General features: G+C 68.5%; 12 protein-coding genes. 9 read left to right on the plus strand and 3 right to left on the minus strand.

Features of this window, described 5'->3' with window-relative positions:
* The first annotated feature begins 176 nt into the window (after positions 1-176).
* The 3 genes from KZ810_RS11935 (at position 177) to KZ810_RS11945 (ending at position 2,419) form a co-directional block, all read left to right on the plus strand.
* Positions 177-1,460: a Xaa-Pro dipeptidase gene (locus KZ810_RS11935; RefSeq protein ID WP_219769331.1), complete on the plus strand. Its 1,284-nt coding sequence runs from the start codon at positions 177-179 to the stop codon at positions 1,458-1,460.
* An 85-nt stretch (positions 1,461-1,545) separates the two neighbouring features.
* The gene (locus KZ810_RS11940) at positions 1,546-1,995 is read left to right on the plus strand and encodes a DUF983 domain-containing protein (protein WP_219769332.1); all 450 of its coding nucleotides are present in this window, start codon (positions 1,546-1,548) and stop codon (positions 1,993-1,995) included.
* Positions 1,970-2,419, plus strand: coding sequence for a c-type cytochrome (locus KZ810_RS11945; protein ID WP_219769333.1), 450 nt, complete (start codon positions 1,970-1,972; stop codon positions 2,417-2,419). Before KZ810_RS11940 ends, KZ810_RS11945 begins: the two co-directional genes overlap by 26 nt.
* A 7-nt stretch (positions 2,420-2,426) precedes the next feature.
* Here the strand turns inward: KZ810_RS11945 and KZ810_RS11950 are convergent, their stop codons facing one another.
* Positions 2,427-3,437 carry a ligase-associated DNA damage response exonuclease gene (locus KZ810_RS11950; protein ID WP_219769334.1) on the minus strand — a complete coding sequence of 337 codons (1,011 nt, stop codon included), beginning with the start codon at positions 3,435-3,437 and terminating at the stop codon, positions 2,427-2,429.
* A gap of 85 nt (positions 3,438-3,522) precedes the next feature.
* Here KZ810_RS11950 and KZ810_RS11955 point away from each other — a divergent pair, with 85 nt between their 5' ends.
* From KZ810_RS11955 to pdeM, 5 genes are all read left to right on the plus strand, one after another.
* Positions 3,523-3,711: a hypothetical protein gene (locus KZ810_RS11955; RefSeq protein WP_219769335.1), complete on the plus strand. Its 189-nt coding sequence runs from the start codon at positions 3,523-3,525 to the stop codon at positions 3,709-3,711.
* A 41-nt stretch (positions 3,712-3,752) separates the two neighbouring features.
* Entirely contained in the window at positions 3,753-6,170 is a 2,418-nt protein-coding gene (locus tag KZ810_RS11960; protein ID WP_219769336.1) for a ligase-associated DNA damage response DEXH box helicase, read from the plus strand.
* Between the two features lie 47 nt (positions 6,171-6,217).
* On the plus strand, positions 6,218-7,186 hold the full coding sequence (locus tag KZ810_RS11965) for a retroviral-like aspartic protease family protein (RefSeq protein ID WP_219769337.1): 969 nt from the start codon (positions 6,218-6,220) through the stop codon (positions 7,184-7,186).
* 65 nt (positions 7,187-7,251) lie between these two features.
* Entirely contained in the window at positions 7,252-8,670 is a 1,419-nt protein-coding gene (locus tag KZ810_RS11970) for a M20/M25/M40 family metallo-hydrolase (RefSeq protein WP_219769338.1), read from the plus strand.
* 54 nt (positions 8,671-8,724) lie between these two features.
* The gene (gene pdeM / locus KZ810_RS11975; protein ID WP_219769339.1) at positions 8,725-9,387 is read left to right on the plus strand and encodes a ligase-associated DNA damage response endonuclease PdeM; all 663 of its coding nucleotides are present in this window, start codon (positions 8,725-8,727) and stop codon (positions 9,385-9,387) included.
* Here the strand turns inward: pdeM and KZ810_RS11980 are convergent.
* Entirely contained in the window at positions 9,384-10,613 is a 1,230-nt protein-coding gene (locus KZ810_RS11980; protein WP_219769340.1) for a UbiH/UbiF/VisC/COQ6 family ubiquinone biosynthesis hydroxylase, read from the minus strand. The two genes, pdeM and KZ810_RS11980, sit on opposite strands and share 4 nt — an antisense overlap.
* 108 nt (positions 10,614-10,721) lie before the next feature.
* Between KZ810_RS11980 and KZ810_RS11985 the strand changes: the two genes are divergently transcribed.
* Positions 10,722-13,037: an FtsK/SpoIIIE family DNA translocase gene (locus tag KZ810_RS11985; RefSeq protein ID WP_219769341.1), complete on the plus strand. Its 2,316-nt coding sequence runs from the start codon at positions 10,722-10,724 to the stop codon at positions 13,035-13,037.
* Between the two features lie 38 nt (positions 13,038-13,075).
* On the opposite strand, the gene KZ810_RS11990 is transcribed toward KZ810_RS11985, so the two are convergent.
* The gene (locus KZ810_RS11990) at positions 13,076-13,771 is read right to left on the minus strand and encodes a dienelactone hydrolase family protein (RefSeq protein WP_219769342.1); all 696 of its coding nucleotides are present in this window, start codon (positions 13,769-13,771) and stop codon (positions 13,076-13,078) included.
* Positions 13,772-13,804: the final 33 nt, after the last annotated feature.

Raw genomic sequence — 13,804 nt, forward strand, 5'->3', positions numbered from 1 at the left:
CGCAATCCCCTCTTCAATCTCGTTTGCGCGAACCTAGGCCAGCATCCTTCACCCATTCAAGCGAAAGCGGGCCGCCGCCGCCGCGCCGGGCGAGCGCACCCGGCGCGACTGCGTGAAAGCACTTGTGCGCCGCCGTCCGCGCGGCGAGGTTGTGCACAACAGGGGAAGGGTTTTTCATGCATCGTCTCTCCGCGCTTCTCGGCGCCACCATGCTCGCGCTCTCGCCGCTCGCCGCCGAGGCGCGCACCGTCGTCGTCACCGCCGCGCGCATGATCGACGTCCTGTCGGGCCGCCGCGTCGACGACGCGCAGGTGGTGGTGACCGATGGCCGGATCACCGCGGTCGGCCGTCGCGGTGACGCCGTTCCCGCGGGCGCGGAGCGGGTCGACCTGGGTGCGCGCACGCTGCTGCCCGGGTTGATCGACATGCACGTCCACCTGACCAGCGATCCGCGGCTGTCGGGGTATCGTGGGCTGGAGTTCACCGACAATTTCGCCACCGTCGTCGGCGTCGCGAACGCGAAGAAGACGCTCGACGCGGGCTTCACCACCGTGCGCAACGTCGGGTCGGGCAATTACGACGACGTCGCCTTGAAACAGGGGATCGAGGGCGGCTACGTGCCCGGTCCGCGCATCGTCCCCGCGGGCTATGCGCTGGGTGCCACCGGCGGTCACTGCGACGCGACCGAGGCGCTGCCGCCGTCGTTCGCGGTGCTGCCCAATCCGAGCGTCGCCGATACGCCCGACGGTTATCGCAAGCTGGTGCGCACGATGCGCAAATACGGCGCGGAGGTGATCAAGATCTGCGCGACCGGCGGCGTCCTGTCGAAGCGCGATTCGCCCGGCGCGCAGCAGATGAGCTACCCCGAGATGAAGGCGGTGACCGACGAGGCGCACATGCTCGGCATGCGCGTCGCCGCGCACGCGCACGGCACCGCGGGGATCAACGACGCGCTGCGCGCAGGCGTCGACACGATCGAGCACGCGAGCCTCGCCGACCAGGAATCGTTCAAGCTCGCGCGCGAGCACGGCGCGTGGTTCAGCATGGACATCTACAACGACGACTACATTCTGGCCGAGGGCGCGAAGAACGGCGCCTTCCCCGAGAGCCTAGAGAAGGAAAAGGTGATCGGCCGCAAGCAGCGCGAGACGTTCCGCGCCGCGCACGCCGCCGGCGTGAAGATGGTGTTCGGCACCGACGGCGGCGTTTATCCCAACGGCGACAATGCGCGGCAGTTCGCCAAGATGGTCGAATGGGGCATGACGCCTGTCGAGGCGATCCAGGCGGCGACGAAGAACGCGGCCGAGGCACTCAACCGCAGCGACGTCGGCGCGATCGCGCCCGGTCGATACGGCGACCTGATCGCGGTCGACGGCGATCCGCTGTCGGATGTGCGCACGCTCGAGCATGTCGCGTTCGTGATGAAGGGCGGCGAGGTCGAGCGCGCGCCGGCGCGCTGACGCGGAGGGGACGCGGTAACGTGGATCAGCCATTCGTCGTCGCGCCGCCCTCGCCAATCCGCGAGCGAGCGCCCATCTAGCCGAGATGGACGAGCCCGAGACACCGCCCGCCGAGCGCCCGTCGCCGCTCAAATGGATCCTGCGCTGCGGGTTGAAGGGGTTGTGTCCGCGCTGCGGCGAAGGGCGATTGTTCTCCTCCTGGCTCAAGATCGCACCCAAGTGCGAGCGCTGTGGGCTCGATTACCGCTTCGCCGCCGCCGACGACGGGCCTGCGTTCTTCTCGCTCTGCATCATCGCGCTGCCGCTGACGTTCATCGTGGTGTGGATACAGGTGGCGTACGACCCGCCGGCGTGGGTGCATCTCGTCACCTCGGTACCGATCATGGCGCTCGGCTGCCTGTTGCCGCTGCGCCCGATCAAGGGCTGCCTCGTCGCGTCGCAATACGTCAATCGCGCGCAGGAGGCGGGGACCGGGGGATTGTGGGCGAAACTGGAGGGGCGTGATCAGGATGCGGGCGGCAGTTCGTTCGACTAGCCTCGCGCTCGCGGCATTCACCGCCGCCTGCGCGCCCGCCGCGCGCGACCGCGGTGTCTCACCCGATGCGCCGCTCGCAGCACGGATGAAGGTCGCGGATGCGGGGGCCGGGCGCGCGGTGTTTCGCCAGTGCGCCGCCTGCCACACGATCAACGAGGGCGCGGGCGACCGCGACGGGCCCAACCTGTACGGCGTCACGCGCGCGCAGGTCGGGCACAACAGCCAGCGTTTCGGCTATACCGCCGCGCTGCAATCGGTCGGCGGCACATGGACGTGCGCGCGGCTGGATCGCTGGCTGACCAACCCGGCTGCGTTCGTGAAGGGTACGTCGATGCGCTTTCCCGGCCTGCGCAACGGGCTCGACCGCGCCGACGTGATCGCGTTCCTCTACGCGAACGGCGGCGGCAAACCCGATTGCGGTTGATGCGCGGTCAGTCGTCCTCGTCCTCGAACCCGGCAAGCGCCAATGCGCGCGCGCGAATCTGCCGCGTCATGCACCAGTGGACCAGCGCATCCTCGCGCCCGTGCGTCACCCATACTTCCTTCGGGCTGATCTCGAGCAATGTCGTCGTCAATTCGTCCCAGTCGGCGTGGTCGGAGAGGATCAGCGGCAGCTCGACGTTCTTCTGCCGCGCGCGCTGGCGCACGCGCATCCACCCGCTCGCCATCGCGGTGATCGGGTCGGGCAGTCGCCTGGACCAGCGGTCGTTGAGCGCGCCCGGCGGACACATGACGACGTGCCCCGCCATATCCGCCTTGGTCGCGTCGGCGACCGCGCGCAGCTCGCCCAGCCGCACGCCTTGTTCGACGTACAGGTCGCACAGGCGCTGCAACGCGCCGTGGAGGTAGATCGGCGCCTCGTGGCCGCGTTCGCGCAATTCCGCGATCACGCGCTGCGCCTTGCCGAGTGCATAGGCGCCGACCAGCACGCAGCGCGTCGGATTGGCGTGGAGCGCCGCGATCAGCTTGTCGATCTCGTCGCCCGTATCCGGGTGGCGGAACACCGGCAGGCCGAACGTCGCCTCGGTGACGAACACGTCGCATTTGACCGGCTCGAACGGGGTACAGGTCGGGTCGCTGCGGCGCTTGTAGTCGCCCGACACGACGATGCGCTCGCCGCGATAGTCGAGCACGATCTGCGCCGAGCCGAGCACGTGACCCGCGGGAACGTAGCCGACCTCGACCTCGCCCATGCGGATCGTCTCGCCGTACTGCACCGGGTGCGCGGATTGCTGCCCGTAGCGCACGTCCATGATCGCGAGCGTCTCGGGCGTCGCCCAGACCGCGCCGTGCCCGCCGCGCGCGTGGTCGGCGTGCCCGTGCGTCACCAGCGCACGCGGTTGCGGAGTCGAGGGATCGATCCACGCGTCCGCGGGGCGCACGTAGATGCCGTGCGGGTGCGGTTCGATCCAGTCGCCGAGGGTTTGTGTGCGAGCGGCCATCACCCCCACAACCGGCGGGGCGGCGGCTGCGTTCCGGGATCGAATCGTGCGGCACGCACGTTGGACGCGCAATCACGAAACGGGAGTGGCGCGTATGTTCGGTGACAGTCTGCTGGCGATCGTCGTCATTCTCGGCTTCGTCGTTCTGGGCGGCGCGATCCTGTTCGCCAAAACCCGCAACAAGCAGACGCCGGCGGAACTCCGCCGCACCGAAGAGGCAACGCGGCGAAACTATCACGAGCAATCGGCCGAGGACCGCGCGCGCACGCCGTGATCGCGCTTGCCTGAGCGATATCGTCGCGGTCGGATGACCCCGTGACCGCATCCACCGATCTGCCCGCCCCCCTCGCGCGCTGGTTCGACGCGCGTCAGTGGCAACCGCGCCGCCACCAGCTCGCCATGCTGGCGGAGGCGCGGCGCGGCCGGTCGGCACTGCTGGTCGCGACCACTGGCGCGGGCAAGACGCTCGCCGGGTTCCTGCCGACGCTCGCCGACCTGATCGACGCGCCGACCGATGGGCTCCACACGCTCTACGTCTCCCCGCTGAAGGCGCTGGCGGTCGATATCCAGCGCAATCTCGTCACGCCGATCGACGAGATGGGGCTCGATATCCGCGTCGAGACGCGGACCGGCGACACGCCATCGGACCGCAAGGCACGCCAGCGCGTGAAGCCGCCGCAGATCCTGCTGACGACGCCCGAATCGCTGTCGCTGCTGCTGAGCTATTCCGACAGTTTCACGATGTTCGCGCAGTTGCGCACGATCGTGGTCGACGAGGTCCACGCCTTTGCTACGGGCAAGCGCGGCGACCTGTTGTCGCTGTGCATGGCGCGATTGCAGCGGATCGCGCCCGACATGCGCCGCGTCGCGCTGTCCGCGACGGTCGCCGACCCCGACGGCTATCGCGCCTGGCTCGCCCCCGATGGCGATATCGATACGGTCAGCCTGGTGCAGGGCGAAGGCGGTGCCGACCCGAACATCGCGATCCTTCTGCCCGAGGACCGCGTGCCCTGGGCGGGTCATTCGGGCCGCTACGCCGCGGCGCAGGTGATGGCGGAGATCGCGCGCAATCGCACCAGCATCATCTTCTGCAACACGCGCAGCCTCGCCGAGCTAATCTTTCAGGATTTGTGGAAGTCGAACACCGACCAGCTGCCGATCGGTATCCACCACGGCAGTCTGGAGAAAGAGGCGCGGCGCAAGGTCGAAGCGGCGATGGCGTCGGGTCGGCTGCGCGCGCTGGTCGCGACCTCGAGCCTCGATCTCGGCGTCGACTGGGGCGACGTCGATTGTGTGATCCAGATGGGGGCGCCAAAGGGATCGTCGCGGCTGCTCCAGCGGATCGGGCGGTCGAACCACCGGCTCGACGAATCGTCGCGCGCGCTGGTCGTGCCGGGCAATCGGTTCGAATATCTCGAGGCACGCGCCGCGCTGGATGCGGTCGAGGCAGGCGAGCTCGACCCCGACGTTTTCCGCATGGGGGCGCTCGACGTGCTCGCGCAGCATCTGATGGCGTGCGCGTGCGCCGCCCCGTTCGAACAGGCCGCGATGCTCGACGAGGTACGCGCCGCCCTTCCCTATTCGGCGCTGACAGACGAATTGTTCGACCGCGTGCTCGGTTTCATCCGCGACGGCGGCTATTCGCTGCGCGCGTACGACCGGTTCAAGCGGCTGGCGCAGGACGCGGACGGCATGTGGCGCGTCAGCCATCCGCGCTTCGTCGCGCAGCATCGGTTGAACGCCGGGATCATCGTCGAGGCGACGATGCTCAAGGTCCGCTTCCGCAACGGCCGCGCGCTCGGCAAGGTCGAGGAGGGTTTCGCCTCGACGCTGTCACACGGCGACACGTTTTTCTTCGCCGGGTTGAGCCTCGAGGTCGAGAAGATCGATACCGAGGATCTGATCGTCCGCGCGACCAGCCGGCCTGCGCGGATCCCGACCTACGGTGGCAGCCGGATGCCGCTGTCGACCAGCCTTGCCGATCGCGTGCGCGGTTTCCTCGCCACCCCGGCCGAATGGCACCGCTTCCCGCCCGACGTGCGCGAATGGCTGGAGATACAGGATCGCCGCTCGGTCCTGCCGCGCCCCGACCAATTGCTGGTCGAGACGTTCATGCGCGAAGGGCGGCATTACATGGTCGCGTACAGTTTTGAGGGGTGGAACGCGCACCAGTCGCTCGGCATGCTCGTCACCAAGCGGATGGAGACGATGGGGCTGAAGCCGCTCGGCTTCGTCGCCAACGATTACGCACTGGCGTGCTTCGGGCTGGAAAAGATCACCGATCCCGCCGCGCTCTTTTCCGCCGACATTCTGGAGGACGAGTTCGTCGACTGGGTCGAGCGCTCGCACCTGTTGAAGCGCGCGTTTCGCGAGGTGGCGGTGATCGGCGGGCTCGTTGAGCGACAGCATCCCGGCAAGCGCAAGACGGGGAAGCAGGTCACCTTCTCGACCGACCTGATCTACGACGTCCTCCGCCAGTACGAGCCCGGCCACGTACTGCTGCAGGCCGCGTGGAACGACGCGCGCGCGCGGATGACCGATGTCGGGCGGCTCGCCAGCCTGCTCGAGCGCGCGGCGGATACGATGGTCCACGTCGACCTGCCGCGCGTCTCGCCGCTTGCGGTGCCGGTGCTGGTGCTGATCGGGCGCGAGCGTATCTCGACCAACAGCGCCGACGACGCGTTGCTGATCGAGGCCGAGGCGCTGGCACAGGAAGCGATGGCGATCGAGTAAGGCGACCCCGCGTTGACGTGGCCGCGGACAGGCGTAGCATCGCGGCCATGGAGAGGTATCCGGCCGCGCTGCTGCTCGGCGCGATCACGTGCGCCGCGCCCGCGCAGGTTCCCGTGCCCGGCCCGCCCGCCGCCGTCTCCGCTCCGTCCACAACCGGGCCCGGGCCCGCGCCCGCGGCGAACGCTCCCGCCCCCGACGATCTGTCCTTCGCCGAGGTCGACCGGCGCATGACCGTGCCGGTGCAGATCGCGGGCGCGGGACCGTACCGCTTCATCATCGATACCGGTGCGCAGCGCAGTGTGATCTCGCGGCAATTAGCGCGCCGGCTCAACCTGCCCGCGGGCCGCCGCGTCCGGCTGACCGCGATGACGGGGTCGAGCGTGGTCGATACGGTGATCATCCCGTCGCTGTCGGTCAGCACGATCGGCGGCGAACGGATCGAGGCGCCCGCACTCGAGGGCAGTGATCTCGGCGCGCTCGGTCTGCTCGGCATCGATACGTTGCAGGGGCATCGGCTCGTCATCGACTTCGACGCGGGGCGGATGAGTGTCGCACCGTCGACGCGGCAGGACCGCGCACCGCGCGCGGCGCCCGGTGAGATCGTGATCCAGGCGCGGAGCCTGTTCGGCCAGCTCGTCGTCACCAGCGCGACGTTGAACGGGCGGCGTGTGCGCGTCGTGCTCGATACCGGCACCTCGATCAGCCTCGGCAACCGCGCATTGCAGCGGATGCTGGCACGCGGGGGCAAGCAGGCGCAGGCGGAAATGGTGAGCGTGCTGGGCGATACGCTGGTCGCCGATTACGCGGCGGTGCGCGAACTGAAACTCGGCACCGCGTCGATCTCCGGGCTGCCGATCGCCTTCGCCGATGCGGCGCCGTTCCGCGCCTTCGCGCTCGACGACAAGCCCGCACTGTTCCTCGGCATGGATGCGCTCAAGCTGTTCCGAAGGGTCGAGGTCGACTTCGCCAATCGCGAATTGCGGCTGCTGCTGCCGCGAGGTGCCGCCGCGCGCTGATCGGCGTTGCGTCCGCGCGCGATCGCTGCAACGCTGCTGCCAACGAGATCGACGAGGGGATGGGCATGCGTGGAATGTGGGTGCGGGGGCTGCTCGGCACGGCGCTGGCGGGAGCGGGCGTGATGCTCGCCGCGATGCCGGCCGGTGCGCAGATGCGCGCGGACGAGAAGCCGTTCTTCGACCTGTATAAACAGCTGGTCGAGACCAACACCGTCGTCGGCACCGGCAGCTGCACCAAGGCGTCGGCGCAGATCGCGACGCGGTTGAAGGCGGCGGGCTATACCGATCAGGACATCACGCTGTTCTCCACCCCCGATCACCCCAATGACGGCGGGTTGGTCGCGGTGCTGAAAGGCAGCGATCCGAACGCCAAGCCGATGCTGCTGATGGGTCACCTCGACGTCGTCGAGGCGAAGCGCGCCGACTGGCAGCGCGACCCGTTCACCCTCGTCGAGGAGAACGGCTTCTACTACGGGCGCGGCACCGTCGACGACAAGGCGCAGGCCGCGATCTGGGCCGACGCGATGATCCGTTTTCGTCAGCAGGGGTACAAGCCCAAGCGCACGATCAAGCTCGCGCTAAGCTGCGGCGAGGAGACGACCTACGCGTTCAACGGCGCCGAATGGCTGGCCAAGAACCGCCCCGAATTGATCGCGGCCGAGTTTGCGCTCAACGAAGGCGGCGGCGGACGGCTCGACGCGCAGGGCAACCGGCAATTGCTCGCGGTGCAGGTCGGCGAGAAGGCGGCGCAGAATTACACCTTCCTCGTCACCAACCCCGGCGGCCACAGCTCGGCGCCGCCGCCCGACAATGCGATCTACGAACTCGCCGACGCGTTGAAGGCGGTGCAGGGGTACGAATTCCCCGTCACCTTCACCGACACGACACGCGCCTTCTTTGCCGCGACTGCGAAGCGGATGGGCGGTGAGACGGGTAACGCGATCAACCGCCTGCTCGCCAATCCGAACGACAAGGCGGCCGACGCGATCGTCAGCCGCGACAAGACGCTACACTCGACGCTGCGCACCACCTGCGTCGCGACGCTGCTGAACGCGGGCCATGCCGAGAATGCGCTGCCGCAGCGCGCCACCGCCAACATCAACTGCCGCATCTTTCCCGGCGAAAGCGTCGACGGCACGCTCGCTACCTTGAAGCGGCTCGCAGGGCCGAAAGTGACCGTCACGGCCAACCAGCCGATCCGCCCGACCGCGATCCCGCCGACGCTCGATCCCAAGATCGTCGAGCCGATGCGCCGGGTCGCGGCCAAGCATTTCCCCGGCGTGCCGCTGCTGCCGCTGATGTCGACGGGCGCGACCGACGGCATCTTCTACGAAGCGATCGGCATCCCGGTGTACGGCGCGCCGGGCATGTTCCTCGAGCCCGACAACAACGGCACGCACGGGTTGAACGAGCGCGTGCGCATCTCCTCGCTCTACGCGTCGCGCAATTACCTGTTCGATCTGGTAAAGGCTTATGCCGGCTGAACTTTCTGGCATTGCTGCTTGATCACGCGGCCGGCCGGCGCGTAAGGGGCGCGCATGGTTCCCCTTTCGTTCGGCGGACATGAGTGGCGTGCGCTCGCGCAAGGGGCCTTGTTTTGGCCGGCGCGGCGCGCGCTGCTCGTCGCCGACCTGCACCTCGAAAAGGCGAGCTGGTTCGCGCGCGGCGGGCAGATGTTGCCGCCGTACGATTCGATCCGCACGCTCGCTGATCTGACCGCGCTCGTCACCGCGACCGCGGCGGAGGAGGTCTGGTGCCTGGGCGACAGCTTCCACGATATCGAGGGCTGCGACCGCCTGCCCCCACAGGCGCGCGACCTGCTGACCGCGCTGACGGGCACGACTCGCTGGACGTGGATCACGGGCAACCACGACCGCGTACTGGTCGACCGCTGCGGCGGCGCGGTGTGCGACGAGGCGGAGGTGGACGGCGTCATACTGCGCCACGAAGCCATCGCCAGCGAGACACGCCCGGAGCTGTCGGGGCATTTCCACCCCAAGCTACGCGTCCGCGTCCGCGGCAAGCTGGTCGCGCGACGCTGCTTCGTCGCCAGCACGCGCAAGCTCATCTTTCCCGCATTCGGGTCACTGACCGGCGGGCTCGACGTCACGCATCCCGAGATCGTGCGCGTCACCGGCGCGAGGGCCGAGGCACTGGTCGCGCTCGACGACCGGTTGCTGCGCTTCCCCGTCGCGGCCTAGGCGGGCATCCCCATCAGCAACCGCGGCATTTGACCGCTCTCGCCGCGCGCCTCCGCCATGAAACGGTCCTTGAGTGGCGTGATCGCGTCGACCGCGCTGATGCCGAAACGCCGCACCGCGCTGGCGGTCTTGCCGGGAATGCCGAACAGCCGCGTCAGCGTGTCGGTCGCGAAGGCGACGGCGAAGGTATCGACGCTGCGCCATTGTTCATAGCGCGCGAGCAGCTGCGCATCGCCTGCCTCCAGCCCGAGGCGGCGCCCCTCGACCAATACCTCGACCAAGGCGGCGACATCGCGGAAACCGAGGTTGAGCCCCTGCCCCGCGATCGGATGGATACCGTGCCCGGCGTCGCCGACCAGCGCGAGCCGCGTGTCGGTAACGCGCGTGGTGTGGTGAAAGCCGAGCGGGTAGGACGCGCGCGGGCTTGGCGCGGACAGCGTGCCCAGGAAACCGCCCATCCGCTTCTCCGCCTCCGCGAGAAAGCCGCGGTCCCCGAGCTTGAGCATCCCCGCCGCCTGGTCGGACGCGACCGTCCACACGATCGCCGAACGGTGCCCGATGTCATCGTCGGGCAGCGGCAGCAAGGCGAACGGGCCGGTCGGGTAGAAGATCTCGAACGCGATGTTCTCGTGGCTGCGTTCGTGGTGAAACGCGCCGATGATCGCGGTGTGATCGTAGCGCCAGCGCGCGACCGTGATCCCGCTCGCCTCACGCGTCGGGGAATTGCGCCCCTCGGCAGCGACGAGCAGGTCGGCGGTGACGGTGCTGCCGTCCGACAGCGTCGCGGTGACGCCGTCCAGATCGCGCACCACCTCGGTCGCGCGCGTCTGCATCCGCAGATCGACGCCGTCGGTCGTCGACGCGGCCTCGAACAACGTCGTGCGCAGCAGCCGGTTCTCGTACATCGTACCGAGCGGCTCGTCCTGCTCGCCGGGGACGAAGTCGAGCTTGCCGGGCGCGAGCCCGTCGCTGACGCGGATGTGGCGGATCGCGCAGCCCTGCCCGCGCAAGCGTTCCCCAACCCCGATCACGTCGAGCAGGCGGTGGCTCGCACTCGCCACCGCGGAGGCGCGGCCGTCGAACCCGGCGGACAGGATCACCGCCGGGTCGGCGGGATCGACGACGATCGCGGTCATCCCCGCCTGCGCCAGCGCGATCGCCAGCGTGCTGCCGACCAGACCACCGCCGAGAATGAGGACGTCTGCGTGCGCGGAAGCGTTGTTCATGCGCCAAGTTCTACCGCCCATCGCCGCGGCTGCCAACGGCGCGTGCTTGACGAAATCGGACGGTGGGCTGATGGTTTACCCCTTTTCATACATCGCTGAGGATCAGTTATGGCGACCCGTGCAACCGCACCCTTGTGGCGCGAGACGGTGAAGGCGGGCGCGCTGCGCAGTTGGTCGCTCGCGGTCGCGATCGCACTGTTCGTGGCGACGGCCGCGATGGCATTGGCGCTCGCCAGCTACCATCCCGGCGACAGCGCGCTCAATACCGCAGGGAGCGGGGTTGACAATCTGCTTGGCCCCGTCGGCGCGTGGTTTGCCGATATCGCATTGATGGTGTTCGGACCCGCGGGGGCGCTGCTGCTGCCGGTCGGTCCGATCGTCGCGATGCGACTGTGGCGAGACGAGCCCGCGGGGGCGTGGGGGCGGATGCTGCGGACCGCGATGCTCGGCGTCGCGCTGATGGCAGTCGCGCTCGCGTGCGTTTCACCCGATGCGGTGCCGGCGCTGCCATTCGGCTGGGGCGGCGCGGTCGGGCTGGCGATCGTCGCGGGCGCGCAATGGGGCCTCGCGTTCGCGCATAATGCGGCCGTCAGCTGGTGGGCGCTGGTCGCGCTGGGGCTGCTGGCCGGGTTCGCGGGCGTAATCGTGTGGGGCCGTAGCCTCGAGATCGATTTCGGCCGCTTCGCGCGTCGTCGCATCCGCGCGCGCAGCGACGACGACTATCTGTACGACGACGAGGACGAGGAACAGCTCGAGGAAAGCCAGGCACTCTCCGCGCCGCCCGCACGCCGCGAGACGCGCGCCGAACCGCTAATCGAGGCGGAGGATCGCCCTGCCCCCGTCATCGGCGAACGAAAGCTCGCGCCGACCGCAGCGAGGCCCAAGGCCGCGTCCGCGCCGACCGGGGAAGCGCGCGGCGACTATGTCCTGCCCACGCTCGACATGCTCAATCCCGCGCCCGTCTCGACCTCGGGCCCGGTCGACAAGGCGGCGTTGGAGCGCAATGCGCGTTTGCTCGAAACCGTGCTCGACGACTTCAACGTCAAGGGCGACATCGTCGAGGTCCGCCCCGGCCCCGTCGTCACGATGTACGAACTCGAGCCCGCGCCGGGGATCAAGGCGAGCCGCGTGATCCAGCTCGCGGACGATATCGCGCGCAACATGTCGGCGATCTCGGCGCGCGTCGCGGTGATCCCCGGGCGCAACGTGATCGGGATCGAGCTGCCCAACCAGAAGCGCGAATCGGTGTCGCTACACGAACTCGTCGGCTCGCAGACGTTCGACGACCTGACCGCGCAACTGCCCGTCATCCTGGGCAAGAATATCGCGGGCGACCCCGTTATCGCCGATCTCGCGCCGATGCCGCACCTGCTCGTCGCGGGCACCACCGGATCGGGCAAGTCGGTGGGGTTGAACTGCATGATCCTGTCGCTGCTCTACCGGCTGACGCCGGACCAGTGCCGGATGATCATGATCGATCCGAAGATGCTCGAACTCAGCATGTACGACGACATCCCGCACCTGCTCTCACCCGTCGTCACCGATCCCGCCAAGGCGGTGCGCGCGCTCAAGTGGGCGGTCGAGACGATGGAGGATCGCTATCGCCAGATGTCGTCGGTCGGCGTGCGCAGCCTCGCGAGCTTCAATGAGAAGGTACGCGCGGCGAAGGCCAAGGGATCGCCGCTCGGCCGCCGCGTTCAAACCGGGTGGGACGAGCATGGCCGTCCGGTGCACGAGGAGGAGCAGCTCGATTACGACGTGCTGCCGCAGATCGTCGTCGTCGTCGACGAACTCGCCGACCTGATGATGACCGCGGGCAAGGAAGTCGAATTCCTGATCCAGCGGCTGGCGCAGAAGGCGCGCGCGGCGGGCATTCACCTGATCATGGCGACACAGCGCCCCTCGGTCGACGTCATCACCGGCGTGATCAAGGCCAATCTGCCGACGCGTATCTCCTTCCACGTCACCTCGAAGATCGATTCGCGCACGATCCTTGGCGAACAGGGTGCGGAGCAACTGCTCGGCAAGGGCGACATGCTCTACATGCCCGGCGGCAAGGGCATCGTCCGCGTCCACGGGCCCTTCGTCAGCGACGACGAGGTGCAGGCGGTGACCGACCATTGGCGTGCGCAGGGCGCGCCCGATTATATCACTTCGGTGACCGAGGAGCCCGAACAGAGCTTCGCGCTCGACGGCGCGCCAACGGGCGAGGATTCGGCCGAGGACCAGCAATATCGCGCCGCGGTTGCGCTGGTCTGCTCGAGCCAGAAGGCGTCGACGTCGTGGATCCAGCGCCAGCTTCGCATCGGCTACAATTCCGCTGCACGGTTGATCGAGCGGATGGAGAAGGACGGCGTCGTCAGCCGCCCCGATCACGTCGGCCGTCGCGAGGTGCTGCGCGACACTGACGGGCAACCGGTGTGATTAGATCGGGCGGGGCGCGACACCCCGCCCGCACCGCCTCAATCGAGGTGTTCGGCGAAGAACGCCATCGTACGCTCGTCTGCCTGCTTGGCCGACGCATCCGACCGCCGCTCACCGAATTCGGTCGCGAAGCCATGGTCCTCGCCCGCGTAATCGTGCAGCGTCACCTTGGGGTGATCGTCCAGCCCTTCGTGCATCTTCGCCTGCGTTTCCTTGTCGACGAAGCCGTCCTCGCCCGCGATGTGGAGCATCAGCGGATGCGCGATCGCCTGCTTCTCACCGAGCAGCCCGTCGACGCCAACCGCATAGTAACCGACGCTCGCGTCGACGTCGGTGCGCGCCGCGGTCATATACGCCAGCCGCCCGCCCAGGCAGTAGCCGACCGCGCCGACCTTGCGGCCACCGCTCTCGTCACGCGCGTAGCGGATGGCAGCCTCGATATCGCGCACGCCCGCGTCCTGATCGAATTGGCCCATCAGCGACAGCGCGCGGTCCATCTGCGGCTTGATGTCGGGATCGAGCTCGATGCCCGGTTCAATCCGCCAGAACAGATCGGGCGCAATCGCGAGATAGCCCGCCTCCGCCAGCGTATCGCACTTGCGGCGGATCCCTGCGTTGACTCCGAAAATCTCCTGGATGACGATGATCGCCGCCTTGGGCGTCCCTTCGGGCTCGGCGCGGTAGGCCGGCATCGTCTGCCCGTCGAGCGTATCCAGCGTCACATTGCAGGTCATGGTCGTCTCCGTCGATTGCGGTGTGGGCGCACA

The sequence above is a fragment of the Sphingomonas citricola genome (genome assembly GCF_019429535.1).
GTDB classification, from domain to species: domain Bacteria; phylum Pseudomonadota; class Alphaproteobacteria; order Sphingomonadales; family Sphingomonadaceae; genus Sphingomonas; species Sphingomonas citricola.

Bases quoted from the DNA above. Each gene is read 5' to 3' on its own strand.
- KZ810_RS11990 (WP_219769342.1), bottom strand. From the start codon at position 13,771: ATGACCTGCAATGTGACGCTGGATACGCTCGACGGGCAGACGATGCCG.
- KZ810_RS11945 (WP_219769333.1), top strand. From the start codon at position 1,970: ATGCGGGCGGCAGTTCGTTCGACTAGCCTCGCGCTCGCGGCATTCACC.
- KZ810_RS11935 (WP_219769331.1), top strand. From the start codon at position 177: ATGCATCGTCTCTCCGCGCTTCTCGGCGCCACCATGCTCGCGCTCTCG.
- pdeM (WP_219769339.1), top strand. From the start codon at position 8,725: ATGGTTCCCCTTTCGTTCGGCGGACATGAGTGGCGTGCGCTCGCGCAA.
- KZ810_RS11985 (WP_219769341.1), top strand. From the start codon at position 10,722: ATGGCGACCCGTGCAACCGCACCCTTGTGGCGCGAGACGGTGAAGGCG.
- KZ810_RS11980 (WP_219769340.1), bottom strand. From the start codon at position 10,613: ATGAACAACGCTTCCGCGCACGCAGACGTCCTCATTCTCGGCGGTGGT.
- KZ810_RS11950 (WP_219769334.1), bottom strand. From the start codon at position 3,437: ATGGCCGCTCGCACACAAACCCTCGGCGACTGGATCGAACCGCACCCG.
- KZ810_RS11940 (WP_219769332.1), top strand. From the start codon at position 1,546: ATGGACGAGCCCGAGACACCGCCCGCCGAGCGCCCGTCGCCGCTCAAA.
- KZ810_RS11965 (WP_219769337.1), top strand. From the start codon at position 6,218: ATGGAGAGGTATCCGGCCGCGCTGCTGCTCGGCGCGATCACGTGCGCC.
- KZ810_RS11970 (WP_219769338.1), top strand. From the start codon at position 7,252: ATGCGTGGAATGTGGGTGCGGGGGCTGCTCGGCACGGCGCTGGCGGGA.